The following is a 19,483-nucleotide window of genomic DNA, read 5'->3' on the forward strand; positions in this document are numbered from 1 at the left end:
ACCTCATTGGGTTCGTTTACAACCCGCATTTTACGCTGGATTAATCGGAAAAAGTAGTTATGCTTAAAAACGCAGCCTTTTACCGCAGCCTGTTGGTCCTTTTTTTATTTTTTTTATCGACCCGTTTTTATGGACAACCCATTACGCTTATGCCAAAAGACTTTATTGCTGTGGATAAAACACAATTTTTCAAAAACGGCAAACCCTATTATTTCATAGGGACAAATTTATGGTATGGCATGAACCTCGGCATCGCTGATCATCAGGCCTACCGGGAAAGACTTACGCGGGAACTGGATCATTTACACTCACTGGGCATTAATAATTTGCGCATCATGGCTGCCAGTGAAGGCCCGGATTCCGAACCCTGGAGAATGTCCCCGGCGCTTCAGACGGCTCCAGGGGTATACAACGAAAATTTGCTCAAAGGGCTGGATTTTTTGTTGACAGAGATGGCAAAACGGGATATGAACGCTGTCGTTTGTCTCAATAATATGTGGCCATGGTCGGGCGGTTTTGCCCAATATGTCAACTGGGCAACCGGGATCCCAATTCCCTATCCTCCTCCGGCTGAAAATGGAAAGTGGCTGAAATACATAAAATATTCCAGCCGGTTTTTTAACAATAAAGCTGCCCGTACCGCTTACCTGGCTCATATTGACTACATCCTTCAACGCACGAACTCCATCTCCAACATTGCCTATAAAGAAGATCCGACCATCATGGCCTGGCAATTGGCTAATGAACCCAGAGCCTTCCTGAACAACCACGCATACCGGAACTGGATCAAAACCACCGCTGCTTTCATCAAACAAGCCGATGCCAATCATTTGGTGAGTATCGGAAGCGAAGGCAATGCCTTTTTACCTCTGAGCAGTAAATTTAAAAAAGAACATAAGATCAAAAATATTGACTATGCGACCATGCATGTATGGATTCAAAACTGGGGCTGGTACCAACCTGAAAACGCCGGAGAGTCTTTTCAAAAAGCACTGGACAAGGCCAAAAATTATATAAAAAAGCATGTTTCAATCGCCCAAAAGCTACAAATGCCGATTGTTTTGGAAGAATTTGGCATTGCCCGGGATCTTGAAAATTATGATCCTCACTCCTCTACCAACGAGAGAGATGTCTATTACAAAGAAATTTTCTCTTTAATCCATCAACTGGCGGAAGACGGACTTCCTGTTGCGGGAGGTAATTTTTGGGCATGGGCAGGAGAAGGCCGTCCAACCACGCCCAAAGCCGTCTGGAAAGCAGGGGATGATTTTATCGGGGATCCCCCGTTTGAATACCAGGGCTGGTATTCGGTTTATGATATTGATACTTCAACACTGGAAATTATAAAAACCTTTGCGAAAAGAATGGATAGTATCGGACAGTGAGGTGCCTTAAAACATAAACATGAGTTCATCCCGAATTTTCAAAAACTGTCTGAAATAGAAATTTTTTGATTATTTGAAGTATTTTTTAAATGTAAAATGTAAAACAAGGAATTTAAAACCTCGCCTGCTGACGCAGGAAGGCAGGTGTAAAAGTGAGTGGGCAAAAGGTTTGGGTTTTGGAAAAAAGTCATTTTTTGTCGCAAAACACCTAACACACGACCCAAACACTTCTAAATTTTGCGGTTACTTGTTTTAAACCTTGCCTGCTGCCGCGACGGAAGGCAGGTTTTGCGGTTTATTTCTTTTGTAAAAGAAAAATCCCGAATTTAATCTGATTAGATGAAATTCGGGATGAACTGTGTTCATCTCCAAATTTTTTTCGGAAAATCAGAAAATTTTATTTGGCAAAATAATGTTTTAGTCTGTATTCCGGATCAAATTTTTGTCCAGTTATAGCTATAGTGAAAGCGATTTTCAGCAACTTATTGGCCACCGCAATCATGGCTACTTTAAATGGTTTTTTCTTTGCAATATAGAGTCTTTCAAATAGTTCCTTACATACAGGGTTAAACCTTTTGGCACTTAAAGCACATTCATAAAGTAACTTTCGAAGATAGGATGACCCTAACTTGCAGATGTGTGAAGCTCCCTTAACACTTACTCCTGACTCGTATGTCCGAGGAGCTAACCCCACATAGGCTATCAAAGCTTTATATGATCCAAACTTGGTAAAGCCTCCAGTTATTAGGATTAAGGTGGCTACCGTTTTGGGACCTAAACCGGGAATTGATCGTAAAGAAGCCTCTAATTCTTTGTAATGTTCTTTAATGCTATTATTGATAAGGCATTGTATTTCTTGTAAATGTTTCTCTAATTTTACTATTTGGCACTTTATTATTTCAAGGGCTTCTTTACTGGGGTCTGGTACAAGTTCAAAGTTTTTTTGTTGATTGATTAATGCCGTCTTTTGTTTTGTTAATTGTGCAGAAACTGTCATTAACTGTTGAAGTTGTCTTAAATGTGTCGGTGGAGCTGTCCAACTTTCAGGCTTAAATACTTGGCCATACTGGGCAATAACATAAGCATCTACCCTATCTGTTTTTGCCCTCTTGAGATTCAATCGAGAAAAATACTTTACACGCAAAGGGTTGACTACACTAACACGTTTATCATGCTCAACTAAATATAATGCCAACCCTACATGATAAGATCCCGTTGCTTCTATTATGCATAAGTCCTGATCACTAAGGTTTTTAGCAAACTTTTGCCAACCTTGAGCATCATTATTAAAACGGCTTTCTTCTAATAGAGCCCCTTGTGATAAAACGCAGACATCAAAACTATCTTTTGATATGTCAATTCCTACAAAACGATCAGATTGTTTCATACTAAATCGGTAAATTTGTGTTGATAAAATAACTTCTGTTATGCCTCATCTATCTTACTCAGGCTTTTTGCCTAACAAACTGTCCGAGGTGAAACAGAGAAAAGGAAGCGGGACTGGCTATCCCGAACTGTCTTAATGACAAATGACTCATTATAGTCTTATGCCGCTTCCTTATTTTTTCATTTCAAATTTACCAAATTTAATTTCCTGCCCCTAAGGTAAGATGACTCATGTTTATGTTCCATGTAAAAGGGCAATCATTTTTTCGCTACCGTACACTTTTTTGTGTCACGCTGATTCCGCTGATTTTCGCTGATCATTTTCGAAAATTTTGCCTTGTTTTTCCGACTAAAGTACGGAATGTCATTATATTCCATCTGCGTTTTTCTGCGTTTTCTGCGAGGACCAACCATGCATTTTCAGGACTTCCCGCAAAAGTGTACGGTAGAGAAATCATTTTTCAAATCTTTACCTTGGAGCAAACTTCACCTTATTCCCCTAAAATTTCCGCTACCTTACTTTCCAGTGCTGCACCTCGCAATCCGCGCGCGATGATCTTGCCTTCCTGGTCGAGCAACACGGTATGAGGAATAGAGCGCACTCCATAAAGGGCTGCATATTCACTTTGCCATTTTTTAAGATCACTGATGTGATGCCAGTCCAGACCATCCTGTTCAATGGCTCCAACCCAACGGTCTTTGTTATCATCCAGGCTGATCCCGATGATGTCAAAACCTTTATCTTTATACTTATTGTACATTTTTACGACGTTCGGATTTTCCCGGCGACAAGGTCCACACCAGCTGGCCCAAAAATCGAGCAACACCAATTTGCCACGAAAATCAGAGAGTGTCAGGGTCTCTCCGGCAGGGGTCTTTCCACTAAAATCAGGAGCTTCTCCGCCTACCTGAAGTTGTTTTTTCCTGTTCAACTCACTTTGCATGCGTGCAGTGGTTTCAGGATCCTTTGTTTTAAACACATCGATAAACTTCTGGGTGAAGTAAGAATAGTTTTCATGGTTATTTTGATTCAGCGCCGCCATGATGCCTCCAATGGCCAGTTTATAGGCATCGCTTCCTTCGGGAACACGCTTGAGTGCTATATCCAGAATCTGTTGGTGCTTATCATTTGGCAGACCAACACTTGAAAGCGTAGTGGCATAACTTTTAAAAGCTTCGTAAGTCCATGGCAGCCGGCCATAAACCTCCTCCTTAAAATCCGCGAACTGGAAAAATTCATTGGCAAAATAATCGAGCCCGTTGGTATAATTTTGCCCATAGTTTTCGTAGCTCGGAAAAATATTCAACCCGACCACCCTGGCAAAATATGGATTTACTTTTTTTAGGGAATCCAGCAAATTCAATTGCTGATCATCGACGACTTTCAATTTAACTTTTAGATTATTGATGATGTCAGCATTTGTGGTTTGCTGGATCTGGCGAATCAATTGTTGCTTGTCGCGATTATAATCATTCAATTGGGTTTTGAGAATATCGTAATCCGTGTTCAGGGCAGAAGTGATCCGGGCAGAACGCATCCTGTCACACTTCCCCGAAATACTTACATTATCTTCCGTTCCTAAAATAACCGGTCTTACCATTTGCTCGTTCATTCCTACATAATAAAAAACAGGATTCGACTTCGGTACCTGGAAAACATATCCTTTGTCCGTCTTCTCTCCATTCATGACCACTGAAAAAGAAACGCCATCAAATCGATAAAGCTTTAATGTTGCAATACAACCATCTACTTCACAAACCACTTTAACATTTCCGGATTCAGGATATTTGATAAATCCGGTCATGATAAAAACAACAGCCAGCAGGCCAAAATAATATTTATTCATTTTTAAAAATTTTTCCAAAAATAGGTTTATTTAGGATTACTGTCAAAAAACAAGGCACACTTGTCTAACATAAGTCCAATCTTCTCAACAAAATCCTTAATTTTAGGTTGAATTAAGAAAAGGATAAAATTATCATGCAAGAAAGAAAAAATGAATTTAGCCTGGGCGGCAACTCGATCATAGGAGCAATAATTATGATCGTTACACTGATCGGCATTTATTTCCTTGCCGGTTTCGTTATCGCCTTATTGTATAAATGGGCCCTGCTTTTGCTCATCCCTACCGCAATCATTGATTATAAAGTCATAACAGGATATTTTAAATGGCTCGGTCGTTTGACAAAGAGTAACATGGCCACCGGTTTGACGGGTATTGTCTTTTCTGCGCTCTTTTACCCGTTTGTCACCCTTTTCCTTTTTGGGAAAGCTCTTTTTAAAAGAAAAATAAAACAGGTAGAAAAAGAAGCCGTCAAACAACGGGAAGGTGAATTTATCGAATACGAGGAAATGACAGAAGAACTCCCTTTAGAACTTCCTGAAGTAAAAACACCTGAAAAAGAAACCCGAAAAGGTGACTACGAAAATCTCTTCGAGGAATAATTGGATGGGGTACTTCCGAGAATGCCTTAAAACCGAAAAAGTCAAATGACTGACTTCTTTTTAGATATCTTTTCATGGATGAGTATTGGAGTAATTTTTATTTACCCAATACTCATTCGTCGTTATTTAGTTACCTGGAAAAGACTCCCTGAATGGCAAATCCCCAAAAACTGGCAACCCAAAACCTCTGTTAGCATCATTATTCCGGCCAGGAACGAGGAAAACAATATTGAAGCATGCCTCCAATCCATCCTCGGGCTAAACTACCCTGCTGTCTTATTCGACGTTATTGTGGTTGACGATCATTCTGACGATGGGACAAAAATGATCATTGAGTCATTTATTGAAAAATTCAGTAAGCCCGGGAGCCCTGAAATTTTCCTATTACCCTCCAAAGATCTTGACGGTCGTGGAAAAAAAGCGGCCCTCACAAGCGGCATTTCGAAAGCCAAAGGAACCCTTATCGTTACCACTGACGCGGATTGTATCGTTCCTGAAAACTGGCTCAACTACCTGGTTTCCTATTTTGAAGATAACAATGCAGCCTTCATCGCGGCTCCCGTAAATTTTTACCAGGAAAAGAATCTCCTCGAACAATTTCAATCCCTCGATTATATGGGCATGATGCTGATCACCGGAGCAGGAATTCACGGTAAATTCGGATGGATGAGCAATGGGGCCAACCTGGCCTATCCAAAAACTGTTTTTGAAACATTGAACGGTTTTTTAGGCGTGGATCACATCGCTTCGGGGGACGATATGCTTTTTATGCAAAAAGTCGCTGAACGTTACCCGGACCAGATCGGTTTTGTGAAAAGCAACAATGCCACCGTGTTGAGCATTGCAAAACCCAATTGGCACTCCTTTCTACAACAGCGCATCCGCTGGGCCGGAAAAACAGGGGCTTACCGTCAACCTCAATTGGTTTTTACCCAGTCCCTTGTTTTTATTTATTGTGCCTTTATTTTTCTTTGGATCCCTCTGCTCTTTTTTAGCGGGTGGACAAGACTATGGATTCTTGCCGGGATGATCGCCGTAAAATACCTTGCCGATTATTTTTTATTGAAAACGGCCAGCAGTTTTTTTGGCAGAAAAGAGCTGATGAAAATTTTTCCAAAAGCAGAATGGCTCCACACGATCTATATCTTTCTAACCGGCTTGTCGTCAATGGTTAAAAAAAAGCATGTGTGGAAAGATCGTAAAGTCAAATGAATCACCATTACAAGTCGAGCAGATTTCCAAACCGCTCATTAAACCCGCGAATGCCCTGTAAGCCTCCGGTATGTATGGCGAGCAGGGTGCTACCTTCAGCAAAATAACCTTTTTCTATCTGGTCAAAAATACCAAAAAGCATTTTGCCGGTATAAAGGGGTTCTAATTGAATGTTGTCTGTTTTTTTGAATTGGTTGATAAAGTCAATCAAGAGTGGTTGGTGTTTGGCAAACCCACCAAAATGATAATCGTCGCAGATTTCCCAGTCAGCAAATTGGTTCCCCAAGTGTTTTTTCAGTAAATTCTCCACTTCCGTTGTATGAAAACCGCCTTTCAGCGCGGCATATCCTATGGCCTTTGTCCGGCCCTTGGTTGCGGAAACGATTCCGGCAAAAGTTCCTCCTGTGCCGCAGGCGCAACAGATATAATCAGGAAGAGATTGATTGGGCACGAAGGAATGAAAGTCAGCTTCAATTTCATCCACAATTTCAGCACATCCTTTCAGGGCCAGCCCGTTGGTCCCCCCTTCGGGTAACAGGTAGAAGTCTCCGTATTGCCCATGTAGATTGCTGATGAATTCGGAATCATTTTTTTCCCGGTAAGCGGAACGGGACACAAATTCGAGTTGCATGCCGTATTCCAATACCTTCTTAAGCGTTGGATTCAGCACCGGTGGCCGTTCACCCCGAATGATGCCAATACTTTTGAATCCGAGAAGGTAAGCTGCTGCTGCCGTAGCGGCAATGTGGTTGGAATAAGCGCCGCCGAACGTCAATAAAGTATCCTGCCCCTTCCCCCTGGCGGCGATAAGATTGTATTTCATCTTACGCCATTTATTCCCGTTAAAATCCGGAGCCGTTTTATCCAACAACAGATCGTCGCGTTTCAGGAAAAGACGAATCCCTTTATCTGAAAACCGTTTTGATTGTAATTCCTGAACAGGAGTGGCCGCCCCATTAAGTCTTTCCATTAGACGCTTTGCTAAATTTATCATATGCAATGCCATCCTCCGTTGGCCGACTATCCAATAATTCCATCAATACCCAAAAACATCTTTCATGGTAAGTACCTTCACTTCCCCATAATTGGCGAGGTAGTCAAGGTCCACGCGCTTTTTATCGCCCAACACGATCATGGCATATTTTCTTCCTTTGACATATTTCTCATGGAATGCTTTCAAATCGTCACTCGTAACCGTTCTCATTCTCTCATAAACATCCTCGTACAGATCACGCTCGTACCCCAGATCTTTAACGGCACGATATTCCCAATACATTCTCGAGGGTGAGATTCGGTCGCTTTCCAGCCTTTTGTGAATAGAGAACCGCGCTTGTTCGATCTGAGCTTCTACTATCGGCATATTTTCAATAATCTCTTTCATTGCCGGAATGGCATCTTTCAATTTATCCGGTTGCGTCCCGACGTATGCCGACAGATAATGAGGCCTGTCCTTCTTTTTAGGGCTTCCGTAATAAGCATAAGTGGAATACGCCAGGGCTTTAGATTCCCTGATTTCCTGAAAAACAATGGAAGAAAGGCCATACCCGAAATACTCATTGTAAAGTTCGCGCATGATATACTCCTCAAGGCTGAAATGTGGTGTACCTTTAGAGAGCAACATCACATCTGTCTGAACGATAGGAAAATCGAGAAAATAAACCGCCTCTTCCGTATCCAACTCGGGAAAACGCCTGTTTACCGGGCAAGGTTGGATTTCATCAGGAGTATGATGGAGGCGTTCAATTATTTCAACGGCCTCTTGCAGTGGCCTCGGTCCGTAGTAGTACAAACAATGTTCTATCCCCGTCAAAGAACGAACGAGGGCTGTAAGGGCTTCTGCTTTTAAGGCTTTCAGTTCTTTTACTGAGTGCCTCCAGGTAAAAGGAGAAGCGGGTCCATATTTGGCATAATTCAACAAGGCATCGCGCAAAATGACACTCCGATCCTGCTTGTCGTTTTTACGTTTAACCAAAATATCTTCGATGACATTATCTAGCGCTTCCTGGTTGGGCACTGCGTTTTGAAGGATATGTTCAAGCAACTGAAGTCCTTCTTCAAGAGATTCATCGAGTCCCATCAGGGACAAGTACGCCCTGTCGGTATGGCAATAAGTATCGAAGCTCAGCCCCAGTCTGAAAAATTCTTTTTTGATCTCATCGGGAGCGTATTTATCCGTGCCGAGGTAGGGCAGAAAATCCATGGCAACCCCGAGGTCGAGGTTGGCCAGTTTCCCCATCTCAAAAACATAATCCACCCGAAAAAGTCCATTATTTTTATTGTGAACGTAATCAAAAATTATACCGTTGGAAAGGGATTGATTTTTGATTGACGCTTTAAAATCTGCAAAAACAGCCGTCATCGGCGGGGTTTGCTTTTCAAGAAAAGTTTTCCCGAAATCAGAGATTGCATGCCGATTCAGCTCTACCGGTGTAATAGGCGGTTTATCTACTTTTATCAGATCAGGAGATTCTCCCTGTCTTTTATACACCACAGCGTGATTGCCGTTCAGGTGTTGATTCGCAAACTTTACGATATCTTCTTTGGTAAGACTTTCGAAATAATTAAACCTTTTTTGAAAACGGGCCCAATCCACATTCAAAATGAACAAATTAGTCATCAACCCAACCCTGTGATGATTGTTTTCAAAAGACTTGGTCTCATTGAGTTTGAGATCCTTGATCACGGCTTCCAGCAGCCATTCCTCAAAATCTCCGCGTTTGATCTTTTCGAGTTCCTCTAATAATAACGCTTCCACATCTTCCAGTGATTGGCCTTCCCTGGGTTTTCCGTATAAGCCAAATACGCTATAATCTTCATAAAACCATGACCAGGATTCGGAATCAAGTACCTTTTGGGCCTGGTTGAGGTTGATATCCATCAACCCCGCCTGGTTGTTATACAAAAGACCGGAAATGATGGAAATCATAAAAGGATCGTCGGTCTGGCTGCTTCCCAACCTCCAGCCAAGCTCAAGGTAGGAGCTTTCTTTGCCAAAAACATCCTTGCGTACCGGCATTTTGATCTCTGGTTGATCGACATACCGGAAAGCAGGCAATTGTTTTGCAGGTTCCCCTCCAAAATATTTTTCGGCCAGCTTTACCACTTCATCTGGGTCAAAATCTCCGGCCATGATGATGGCCATATTATTGGCCACATAATAGGTTTTGAAAAAATTCTGGATATTTTTCATGGAAGGATTGCGAAGGTGTTCCGCTTTCCCGATGGTCGTTTGAGTACCGTACGGATGCCTGGGGAATAATAACTCACGCATCGCATTCGCCGCCTGGCGGGTATCGCTGTCCTGACCTATGTTGAATTCTTCGTATACCGTTTCCAATTCAGTATGGAACAAGCGCAAGGCCAGTACTTTGAATCGTTCTGCCTCCAGCATCATCCAGCGTTCAAGTTCGTTGGAAGGAATATCATTTACATATACTGTTTGCTCCACCCAGGTATAAGCATTGGTATTATCTGCTCCAAGGGCGCTCACCAGCTTATCATATTCATTGGGAGCGACCAATTTTGCCGCTTCATAGGATAGCCTATCGATTTCCGCATAAATTTCCTTCCGCTTTTCCTCATCGTCAGTAGAACGATAAGTTTCATAAAGATCCGAAATTTTTTCCAGCATCACACTTTCCTTTTCCCATTCCAATGCACCAATTTGCGTGGTTCCCTTGAAAAGCATGTGCTCCATGTAATGTGCAAGTCCCGTTGTATCTGCCGGGTCATATTTGGATCCGGCACGAAAAGCTATATTCGTAAAAATCCTGGGTTCATCTTTATTGATGCTCAGAAATAACTTCAATCCATTAGACAAAGTATACTTACTTACTTCAAAAGGATCATTTGGGAAAGTCTCGCAAATCGTTTGTGCATTCGATTTTATCACCATTTTTGCCTGTTTATTTTATGTGTAGTAAACACATCTTTTAAAATTCTGTTTCATTTTTTATCGATAAAAAACGAATTTCGGCAAAAGTAATTACTTTGGGCCTTATATGTACTTGAAAAACATAAAACAAACAACTTCCAGACTATTAAAGTCTAATTATTACCGGAATGCTTTCACGCTGATCTCAGGATCAGTGATTGCACAGTTGTTTTTATTTGGGATCACCCCGGTACTCAGCCGGATATTTACGCCTGAGGATTTTGGTCTTTATGCCTCCTTCCTGGCTGTAGTGGGTATCCTTTCCATCCTGGCTACCTTCCGGTATGAATTGGCCATTCTCCTTCCTGAAAAGTCCAGAGAGGCAATGCATGTTTTTATCCTGGCCACAATTATTTCTGTTATTTTCAGCCTGTTCATTTTTTTATTTGTTCCTCTGATCAAAAATTTCGAATGGATACGGGAAGTGACCAAGATCAACTCTACGGTCATTTTAATTTTCATCCCGCTGGGGATTTTTCTTTACGATCTGACCAAGACATCCTCCTACTTAGCCAACAGGAACAAAAACTACAACTGGCTCAGTTATGGCCGAATTTTCGGAAGTGTCGTCACAGGAGTACTAAGCGTGCTCTTCGGAGGGCTGGGCTGGGCAGCGACGGGCCTGGTTTTTGCAAAAATCATTGGATGGGTTGCTGAAGCGATGGCTTTCCTTTTTCCTTCCCGAAAATCCATGCTAAAAGCAATCCCGGAAACAAATTTGAAACATCTAAAAACCATTGCAGCCAGGTACCGGAATTTTCCAAAATATTCGACCCCTGAAGGATTGTTGAATACCGGCTTCAAACAGATGCCCATTTTATTGCTGACAGCATGGTTTTCTATTGAAATGGCCGGTTTCTACAGCCTTGCCTTTATGCTTTTGTCCAAACCCCTGGGCATGGTGAGTGCAGCCTTCGGGCAGGTGTTTTTCCAGCAGGGTGCAGCACTGGAAAAAAGCGATCAAAGTGCCCTCAGGAAACTCTTCAAAAACAATTTGAAATTCCTCTTTTACCTGGCTTTTATCCCTTGTATCATCATCGCTGTGTTTGCCCCGGTTCTTTTCACCTTTATCCTTGGTGATCAATGGCAGATGACTGGTATTTTCGTGCGCTGGCTCATGCCTTTTTCATTCATCACTTTCCTAAAAGGCCCTTTTTCGGCTATGGTGGATATCAAAAACAAGATCGGGCATAATGTTTTCTTTGAAATCGGCTTTTTTATCATTTCCGTCCTGGCTTTTTATTTCGGCCATTTGTGGAACGATGCCTTACTCGGGGTGAAAATTTTCAGTTTTGGCTGCACTTTCCTGGGATTGTTTCAGCTGAGGTGGTTTTACTCGTTAACGAACGTAAAAAGTAACTGGGGGTAAGATGAGCTCTTGAGTCACTAAAATTTACAATGGCGTAATGATCTGATTCTCCCGGGAAGACAATTGGAGCAACGGAACAATATTTTCGCGGATTTTTTCGGAAAGCAGGGAAAGTACCTGTTTTTTGACAAAATGTTTATGCGTTACGATCCCGATACTTCTCACCGGCACGGAACCGTTAAAATGACTGAGCCGCTGCCTGTCTTCCTCGGAAAAGTCGGCGGTGGCCAGGCAAGGAAGCAGGGTTATCCCATGATTTTGCTTTACGAAACGTATCAGGGTATCGATGGTCCCTGCCCTGAAATCCAGATTGACCGGAGCATTTTTATTCCTGATATCGCAAATTTTGATCACCTGGTTGCTTAAACAATGGCCCTCTTCCAGCAACCAGAATTTGTCATAATTAATGTCTTCTATTTTTACCGATGAGGACGGTTTGTTCGAAAAACAATCATAAAGCACAAATGATTCGTTGTATATCGGGTATTCAATGAGTGAATCATCTCCGAGGGGCAAAGCCGCTATTCCGATATCCAGCGCCCTTGATTTTATTTGTTCCACAATATTGTCGGTGGTTAATTCACTGACCGAAAAGTGCATTTTAGGGTAGTTGTTGACAAAATCCCCCAGGAATCTTGGTAAAACGTAAGGAGCGACTGTAGGAATAATCCCTATTTTGAGCTTGCCACTCACTTCCCCTTTCATCAATTTGACCCGCTCATTGAGGCTGTCCACTTCTTTTAAAATGATCTTGAGCTGAGGCAGCAACATCTCCCCCTCAAGGGTTACGGTTACCGGTTTCGTACTCCGGTCAAAAATACGTATGCCGATCTCCTCCTCGAATTTTCCGATCATGGTGCTCAAGGTGGATTGGGTGACAAAACACTTCTCCGCAGCCAATCCGAAATGATTGAATTCTTCCACGGCTATTATGTACTTAATTTGCTGGATAGTCATCAGATATCTCTATAATACAATCAAAAATATCGCTTTTATCAATCAAAGATAATGCTTGAATTCTGGAAAATCAGTAAAACCAGGTTTATGAAAAAAATTAATACTAAAATTTCCATTACAATGGAAAAATTACAGGTAACATTTACTCCTTCTATTTGATTTATAAAAAGATACTTTATAATTTTAGGGATAAACACACCACCATGAGAATCGCACTTCACCTATTGACCCTGCTTTTGACGTTCAACCTGGCCTATGGCCAATCCGATAATGACCCTTACATCACAACCCAAAAGGTAAGCGGCTACAGCAACAAAATTCAGTTTAAGATGGATAATTTGCCGACGCTCACCCCTATTCCGGGGGCTGTAAAAAAACCGGAGGTGAAATACCTTTGGCTTTTTGGCGACGGCGAATACAGTTTTGAGGAAGATCCGGTGCATATATACGATCGCATTCAGGCCGAAGCCTTCGAAGCAGAATGTTTTTTGACTTACACTTATACGGACGACGAGCAGGACCCGGAGAAGAAAAAACGCAAGCGAAAAAAAACCGCTGTCGCGATGAACGCCTTTGACAACAGGGCCCAGGCTCCAGTTTATGCCTCTTCTTTTAATCGGCAAAACAAAAATGCCGGCGACAAAAATGCCGTTTATCTCCAAACCAATCAATCCCCAAAAGCAGGCGAGGAATTCGTCGCCATTCTTTCCTACAGGAATACCGGAACACAGCCTTTGAACGGTAAAATAAAGCTCTTTTACAACGATTATAAAAGTTGTCCGGATTGTTTTACGCTGTCTGAAACACCCAAAACCTACCATGATGAACGCTATTTTTCTTCTGATATGGGCATGATTGATATTTTTGCAAATGCCCTGGCGAGTTCAGACAAAAAGCTGTTTTTTGCATCCACAGCAGCAGGCAGTTTTCCTGAAGATGATTTTGTAAAGGAAAATTACGCCAGCCGGGAAACCTGGGAAATCAATAACCTCGAAGTTGGAGAAGAGCACCACATTTTCATCATTTTAAAAACCAATGAACTCAAAACCGATACTTCACTGACTACTCCCGTTTTGGTGCGTTTTGAAGGGGCTGATGGACGGATCATTGATGACCACGAAATGGAACTAAAGCTCGTTTCTTCTCACGATCCGAATAATGTACTGGCCAAAAATTACAAGGGCCGTATGGAACGAAGTTTTGAGACACCCTGGAAAAAACGGGATAAATTATTTTACAAGGTCAATTTTCAAAATAACGGGGATGGCGCGGCATCCGAGATCAGGGTAGTGGTCAATATCCCGGCCTCCCTGGATACTGCAACCCTTGAGATTATTGAAGTCGGTGTAGGAAAAGATCGGAACATCCTTGAGGGGAAAAATCTTTTCAGTCACCGGGTTTTTGAGGACAGCATTGTTTTTTATATGCAACACATAAATCTTGGAGGCACTGGTGAGCAAGGCGTGAACAAGGCCAACTCCCGGGGATATGTAGCTTTTAGCATAAAAGCCAAACCGCGGAAAGCAAGGCGCGTAGTGACTCGCGCCAATATTTATTTTGACACCAATGAACCTGTAATCACCAAAAAGTCGAACATAAGACTGAGAAAATCTTCGCGTTTAACGCTTGAATTAGGCGTACAAATCCCACAGACACTGCCTGATTGGTCTATTCCACGGCAGGATTTTTCGTTCGACAACAAGTTCATTGGCATTGGCACTTCAACTTTGTTGCCCAAAAGGCGTCTAAGCTTAGACGCTTCCATTCGTTACGCTACGGAACGATATGCCTTTGCAGAAGCCACTGCCGAATTCAATTACCGCTTTAGATACCTGACCGCCAACATCATACCCCAGGTGGATGTTCTTCCTTTTTTGAGGGTCGGCGTGGGCGTTGAAGGCGGAGTATTGCTAAAAGCTTTTCAGATATTTCCGGGAGGACCTGAAACGGGGGTGGAAGAATTTAACCTTTTTGACCAGGCGCAAACACAGGACGAACGCTACGGTCCACTAAGATATGGAGGGATCGCACAATTAATTATCGGAGCTTCAAAAAAGAGAGGATTTGCCTTCGGAGCCGCCTACCACAGGTTTCATGACAAGATTCCGGTTGTATATCCTTTTATTACCCAGGTGGATACGCGCTGGCACAATGTTTTCAGGCTTTTCGTGAGGTATAAAATTTAACCATGAGTTCCCGCCAGTTTTAGAAAATTAATGGCCCTTTGCATTATCAGTATCCTGAAACCAGCTTTTTTAATACAGGTTGCGGGTATCGGGGCAAATGCCCCGATACCCGCAACCTGTATTATTTTGATCATCCTGACTATTTCCCAAATTTTAAATTTGGAAAAACTCCTGTACTTTTAGCAATACTTATCAAAAGCCATTTTCAGATTCTCGGCAATCATTTCAGCCATTCTTCCTTCAATCTGGTGTCTTTCGAGCACGTGTACCAATTGTCCGTCTTTGAACAGAGCAATCGAAGGGGAAGAAGGAGGATAAGGCAACATATGCTCTCTTGCTCTCGCTGTGGCATAATGATCCACTCCTGCGAAAACTGTTGCAAGTCTGTCGGGACTTTTGCTGTGGCGGGAAGCCAGTAAAGCTCCTGGCCGCGCATTAGCCGCGGCACAACCACAAACGCTGTTGACGACCACTAAAGTGGTGCCTTTGCTTGAAATAATTTCATCAACTTCTTCAACCGTCTTGAGGCTTTGAAAACCATTATCAGTGAGTTCCTTAGCCATCGGTATAGTCAATTGTTCCGGATACATAGATTCAATTTTTATGTGTTTTACATTTTAGGGTAAAAGTCCTGAACGATACATTTATATCGACTTCTACACTTTTTGATGCGTTACACTTTTGTTTAAAATTCAATATTTTGATGCAAATATAAATATTTACCTCTAATACCATTCGATAACAAACGTTTAGTCCATTTGGTTGACCAACAAAAACTTAGTTTAACAAAAAAAAAATCGCTTCTCCACCGGAAGCGTATTGTTTTAATTTATTTTTTCTAATCAATAAACCCAAGGGTAATAATAAGACAGGTTGATTTTAATCGATTTTAAATATTAAACCAGGCTTTTTGATTGATTGTAACAACCATTTATGTAAGATCTTCTCAATAGTTAGGAACGACAAAAAGCTCTCAAGAAATTCATCTCAAGAGCAGTGAAAAAAACAGCAGGATAATTGTGTTTGTGATAGCGTCCCCAGAGGTTCGACCGTACACAAACACAATTAAGTTTATAGATCGCTGATTTTACGAATAACCTGATAGAGGCGAGTATATTCATTAACCTCTTCCTCAAAGGGATCGTGTTCGAGGTGGTTGGCAGAAATGAGTTTTAGGTGGGTCACCCTGCCTTTATTATTCGTAATTTTTTGAACATACTTAACCCAAAGTAAGCTATTGCTTTTTACTGCATAGATTTTATTATCTTTCAATTCATGAACTCCGGCAATTTGATTGCAAATGACGATATCCCCGTCCTGGATGATGGGTTCCATACTATTCCCGGAGATCGGGAAAGCGACGAGGTTTCCTCTTGTCAACCCTGGGATTGAAAATCTTTCGTAGTCTTCCGTGGCAAAACTCCCGGCTTCTACGGTAGCACCAGCAAAGGCTTCGACAGAAGTAAACAGGATATTTCCCATGGAAGCCGTTTCGCCTTCCTGTTTGGTTTCCGGAAGATCAAATCCAAAAGGGGTACCCATTCCTTCCAGGAGATAAGCTTCATTGACCCCATACTCTCTGCAAAGGATCCTGGCCTGCCGATAATCCAGACAACGTTTATCACTGTCATTAAGATATGCCCGAACAATATGGCCGTAAGCACGATTTCCGAGGATTTTTTTGGCAAAATCTCCCATCCCTTTTCCTCCCCGGTCATTCTTTACAATGTCCCCTCGCTCTTCGAGCAACTTAAAAACTTTAATGAATCTCTTGTTTAATTCTATTCTGTCTTCTCTTATCATAAGGCAGTATTTTAATTTGACCGCAAGATAAAACAAAATATTTTATTAAACAAATAATTTTAAACTTTTTTAGTTTTAAAACAGTTAGCACACTTTAAAAAGTAAAGAGAAAGACCGGAGAGTATTAATATATTGTTTTGTTCATTTTTTTGATTTAATCCTGCGAAACCCTTTGAACATCTAAACTTTCAATCCTTTCCCTCCTTTTACCTTTGCATTACCATCTAAAATTGATATTATTGCAGATTAGTTTATTAATATGGCAAATAGAAAAAAGAAAAAAGGACAGCTTTCTCTAAAATTAGGCATCAATGATGAACGCATCCCAAAACTGATTGGGATATTGTGTTTGTTTTTCGGGCTCTACCTATTGATAGCATTCATATCCTATATTTTTACGTGGTCCATTGACCAGGATAAGGTCTTTCGATTTTCCTGGGCACAAGTCCTTCGGAGTGAAATAGATATGGCTAACTGGCTGGGAAGGCTCGGTGCCATTGTTTCCCATACTTTTTTCTTTTGGGGATTTGGTCTTTCAAGTTTTATTTTTGTCTACCTGCTGGGAAAATTGGGCTTTTGGCTTATCCAGCGAAAACCTATACTTAAATTCCTCCCCATTCTCAATAAGTCCGTTCTAATTTTACTGCTTTCCTCGATGATCCTTGAATTTTTTATTGGAAAATTCTCAGAATTCCCCTGGGGTGGCGCATTTGGAGAAGGCATAAGCCAGTGGATGACGAGTTTTGTAGGGACTATTGGACTTATCGTACTCTTTATATTTGCCATTGCAGGATTTTTGATGTGGCAACTCAATCCGAATTTCAATGACCTGACACCCGGTGGATTTTTCGAAGATCTTAAGGCCTATATCCGTAATGGGTTCAGCACCAATAAAAAGACCCTTGAGGACATAGACGCTATAAGAGCCATTGACAAACCGACCGGCTTGCGCCCTGGAGATCGGGGTGAAGACGAAAACGACCTTTCCGAGGATGCCGAACCTGAAAAGCCCAAAGAAGGCGTAACGGCAAGTCAGCTTGCTCTAAAACTGGTAGGCCTGCAGAAAAAACAACCGGAATCGCTTAAAGTAGGGGAAGGAGAACTCGAAATCCAATCCGGAGAAGATGATATTGACCTCGAAAATACGGAGGAAGATAATGCCCCACCTTCTCTTTCCGTTCTTGCTGAGAATAAGGATCATACAGAACCTTATGATCCAACATTGGAGCTTTCCATGTACGAATTCCCTTCGGTTCAGCTTTTAGATGATTATTCTGACAAAAAAGTAGAAATAGACCGGGCTGAACTGGAAAACAATAAAGACCAGATCATCGAGACCCTGCTCAATTACAAAATTGAGATCATCAAGATCAGGGCAACCATTGGCCCGACGGTAACATTATATGAAATCATCCCGGCACCGGGTGTCCGTATATCAAGGATTAAAAACCTGGAAGATGACATCGCTCTGAGTTTGTCGGCCCTGGGGATTCGTATCATTGCTCCTATCCCAGGTAAAGGCACTATCGGGATTGAAGTTCCCAATAAGAAACAGCAGATCGTTTCCATGCGCGAAGTGCTTCATTCTGAAAAATTCAGGCATGCAAAAATGGATCTGCCCATTGCCCTGGGAAAGACCATCTCTAATGAAGTGTTGGTGGCTGACCTGGCGAAAATGCCCCACCTACTCGTTGCCGGAGCAACTGGACAGGGTAAATCTGTCGGAATCAATGCCATTTTATTATCTCTGTTGTATAAAAAGCACCCTTCCCAGATAAAATTCGTGCTGATAGACCCTAAAAAGGTAGAGTTGTTCCCATACAGTAAATTACTGGAACATTTTCTCGCTTACCTGCCTGACCAGGAAGAGCCGATTACAACTGAAACCAATATGGTTATTCACACCCTGAACTCCCTATGTATTGAGATGGATCAGCGGTATGAATTGCTCAAAACAGCATCTGTCAGGCATATCAGGGAATACAATGAAAAATTTGTTTCCAGGAAACTCAACCCTGCCAAGGGGCATAAATTTTTGCCTTTCATTATTCTGGTCATAGATGAGTTTGCGGACCTCATCATGACCGCCGGAAAAGAAATTGAACTGCCCATCGGTCGTTTGGCTCAGCTGGCTCGTGCTGTAGGTATCCACCTCGTCATTGCTACGCAGCGGCCTTCGGTAAATATCATCACAGGAGTTATTAAAGCCAACTTCCCTGCCAGGATCGCCTATAAGGTAACGGCAAAAGTAGATTCACGGACCATCCTCGATGCAGGGGGTGCGGATCAATTGATCGGACGGGGAGATATGTTGCTTTCCGTTGGAGGAGAAATGGTGCGCCTGCAAGGTGCTTTTGTCGATACCCCTGAAGTGGAAAGAGTCATCGACTTCATCGCCAAGCAAACCGGTTATCCACATCCGCATTACCTGCCTGAATTCCATGGTGATGATGAGATCGGAGGAATTTCAAGCCTTAAATATGTTGACCTCGATCCCTCTTTTGAGGATGCAGCCCGCTTAGTCGTTCAAAACCAGCACGGATCAACCTCTATGATCCAACGACGACTGAAACTGGGTTATAATCGTGCAGGCAGGATCATGGATCAACTCGAAGCCATCGGTATTGTAGGGCCAAGTGAAGGAAGTAAGGCTCGTGAAGTATTGATGTACGACGAACGCGAACTCGACAGCTTCCTGGAAATGTTTAAAAATCAAAAGTAAAACGAGTAAATACCCGAAGCCTTTAATTACCGGGAAGAAAAAACACCAGGCAAAATAAATCCTAATGTGTTTTAATTTGTTTT

General features: G+C 42.1%; 13 protein-coding genes. 6 read left to right on the forward strand and 7 right to left on the reverse strand.

What is annotated here, in order from left to right:
- Window positions 1–59 precede the first annotated feature (59 nt).
- Window positions 60–1,385: a hypothetical protein gene (locus tag H6571_14030; GenBank protein MCB9324854.1), complete on the forward strand. Its 1,326-nt coding sequence runs from the start codon at window positions 60–62 to the stop codon at window positions 1,383–1,385.
- 397 nt (window positions 1,386–1,782) lie between these two features.
- Here H6571_14030 and H6571_14035 read toward each other — a convergent pair whose 3' ends face one another.
- Together H6571_14035 and H6571_14040 are read right to left on the reverse strand one after the other, a co-directional pair.
- Window positions 1,783–2,772, reverse strand: a complete 990-nt coding sequence (locus tag H6571_14035; GenBank protein ID MCB9324855.1) for an IS110 family transposase — start codon at window positions 2,770–2,772, stop codon at window positions 1,783–1,785.
- 490 nt (window positions 2,773–3,262) lie between these two features.
- Window positions 3,263–4,309 carry a TlpA family protein disulfide reductase gene (locus H6571_14040; GenBank protein MCB9324856.1) on the reverse strand — a complete coding sequence of 349 codons (1,047 nt, stop codon included), beginning with the start codon at window positions 4,307–4,309 and terminating at the stop codon, window positions 3,263–3,265.
- A gap of 443 nt (window positions 4,310–4,752) precedes the next feature.
- On the opposite strand from H6571_14040, the gene H6571_14045 reads away from it, so the two are divergent.
- On the forward strand, window positions 4,753–5,217 hold the full coding sequence (locus tag H6571_14045; GenBank protein ID MCB9324857.1) for a hypothetical protein: 465 nt from the start codon (window positions 4,753–4,755) through the stop codon (window positions 5,215–5,217).
- A 45-nt stretch (window positions 5,218–5,262) separates the two neighbouring features.
- The gene (locus tag H6571_14050; GenBank protein ID MCB9324858.1) at window positions 5,263–6,429 is read left to right on the forward strand and encodes a glycosyltransferase; all 1,167 of its coding nucleotides are present in this window, start codon (window positions 5,263–5,265) and stop codon (window positions 6,427–6,429) included.
- Between the two features lie 7 nt (window positions 6,430–6,436).
- On the opposite strand, the gene H6571_14055 is transcribed toward H6571_14050, so the two are convergent.
- Window positions 6,437–7,399 carry a 1-aminocyclopropane-1-carboxylate deaminase/D-cysteine desulfhydrase gene (locus H6571_14055; GenBank protein ID MCB9324859.1) on the reverse strand — a complete coding sequence of 321 codons (963 nt, stop codon included), beginning with the start codon at window positions 7,397–7,399 and terminating at the stop codon, window positions 6,437–6,439.
- 66 nt (window positions 7,400–7,465) lie between these two features.
- Window positions 7,466–10,324, reverse strand: a complete 2,859-nt coding sequence (locus H6571_14060) for an insulinase family protein (protein MCB9324860.1) — start codon at window positions 10,322–10,324, stop codon at window positions 7,466–7,468.
- Window positions 10,325–10,430: 106 nt separating this feature from the next.
- Between H6571_14060 and H6571_14065 the strand changes: the two genes are divergently transcribed.
- Window positions 10,431–11,732: an oligosaccharide flippase family protein gene (locus tag H6571_14065; GenBank protein MCB9324861.1), complete on the forward strand. Its 1,302-nt coding sequence runs from the start codon at window positions 10,431–10,433 to the stop codon at window positions 11,730–11,732.
- 24 nt (window positions 11,733–11,756) lie between these two features.
- Here the strand turns inward: H6571_14065 and H6571_14070 are convergent, their stop codons facing one another.
- Window positions 11,757–12,689, reverse strand: coding sequence for a LysR family transcriptional regulator (locus tag H6571_14070; GenBank protein ID MCB9324862.1), 933 nt, complete (start codon window positions 12,687–12,689; stop codon window positions 11,757–11,759).
- 203 nt (window positions 12,690–12,892) lie between these two features.
- Between H6571_14070 and H6571_14075 the strand changes: the two genes are divergently transcribed.
- Entirely contained in the window at window positions 12,893–14,875 is a 1,983-nt protein-coding gene (locus tag H6571_14075) for a hypothetical protein (protein ID MCB9324863.1), read from the forward strand.
- Window positions 14,876–15,054: 179 nt separating this feature from the next.
- Here the strand turns inward: H6571_14075 and H6571_14080 are convergent, their stop codons facing one another.
- Window positions 15,055–15,465, reverse strand: a complete 411-nt coding sequence (locus H6571_14080; protein MCB9324864.1) for a BrxA/BrxB family bacilliredoxin — start codon at window positions 15,463–15,465, stop codon at window positions 15,055–15,057.
- A gap of 481 nt (window positions 15,466–15,946) precedes the next feature.
- The gene (locus H6571_14085) at window positions 15,947–16,678 is read right to left on the reverse strand and encodes a S24 family peptidase (protein ID MCB9324865.1); all 732 of its coding nucleotides are present in this window, start codon (window positions 16,676–16,678) and stop codon (window positions 15,947–15,949) included.
- A 259-nt stretch (window positions 16,679–16,937) separates the two neighbouring features.
- Here H6571_14085 and H6571_14090 point away from each other — a divergent pair, with 259 nt between their 5' ends.
- On the forward strand, window positions 16,938–19,400 hold the full coding sequence (locus H6571_14090) for a DNA translocase FtsK 4TM domain-containing protein (protein MCB9324866.1): 2,463 nt from the start codon (window positions 16,938–16,940) through the stop codon (window positions 19,398–19,400).
- Window positions 19,401–19,483 lie beyond the last annotated feature (83 nt).

It is taken from the genome of Lewinellaceae bacterium (assembly GCA_020636105.1).
GTDB lineage: Bacteria > Bacteroidota > Bacteroidia > Chitinophagales > Saprospiraceae > BCD1.

Coding starts and splice junctions, on each gene's coding strand:
- H6571_14030 (MCB9324854.1), top strand. CDS start 60: ATGCTTAAAAACGCAGCCTTTTACCGCAGCCTGTTGGTCCTTTTTTTA.
- H6571_14035 (MCB9324855.1), bottom strand. CDS start 2,772: ATGAAACAATCTGATCGTTTTGTAGGAATTGACATATCAAAAGATAGT.
- H6571_14040 (MCB9324856.1), bottom strand. CDS start 4,309: ATGCGTTCTGCCCGGATCACTTCTGCCCTGAACACGGATTACGATATT.
- H6571_14045 (MCB9324857.1), top strand. CDS start 4,753: ATGCAAGAAAGAAAAAATGAATTTAGCCTGGGCGGCAACTCGATCATA.
- H6571_14050 (MCB9324858.1), top strand. CDS start 5,263: ATGACTGACTTCTTTTTAGATATCTTTTCATGGATGAGTATTGGAGTA.
- H6571_14055 (MCB9324859.1), bottom strand. CDS start 7,399: ATGGAAAGACTTAATGGGGCGGCCACTCCTGTTCAGGAATTACAATCA.
- H6571_14060 (MCB9324860.1), bottom strand. CDS start 10,324: ATGGTGATAAAATCGAATGCACAAACGATTTGCGAGACTTTCCCAAAT.
- H6571_14065 (MCB9324861.1), top strand. CDS start 10,431: ATGTACTTGAAAAACATAAAACAAACAACTTCCAGACTATTAAAGTCT.
- H6571_14070 (MCB9324862.1), bottom strand. CDS start 12,689: ATGACTATCCAGCAAATTAAGTACATAATAGCCGTGGAAGAATTCAAT.
- H6571_14075 (MCB9324863.1), top strand. CDS start 12,893: ATGAGAATCGCACTTCACCTATTGACCCTGCTTTTGACGTTCAACCTG.
- H6571_14080 (MCB9324864.1), bottom strand. CDS start 15,465: ATGTATCCGGAACAATTGACTATACCGATGGCTAAGGAACTCACTGAT.
- H6571_14085 (MCB9324865.1), bottom strand. CDS start 16,678: ATGATAAGAGAAGACAGAATAGAATTAAACAAGAGATTCATTAAAGTT.
- H6571_14090 (MCB9324866.1), top strand. CDS start 16,938: ATGGCAAATAGAAAAAAGAAAAAAGGACAGCTTTCTCTAAAATTAGGC.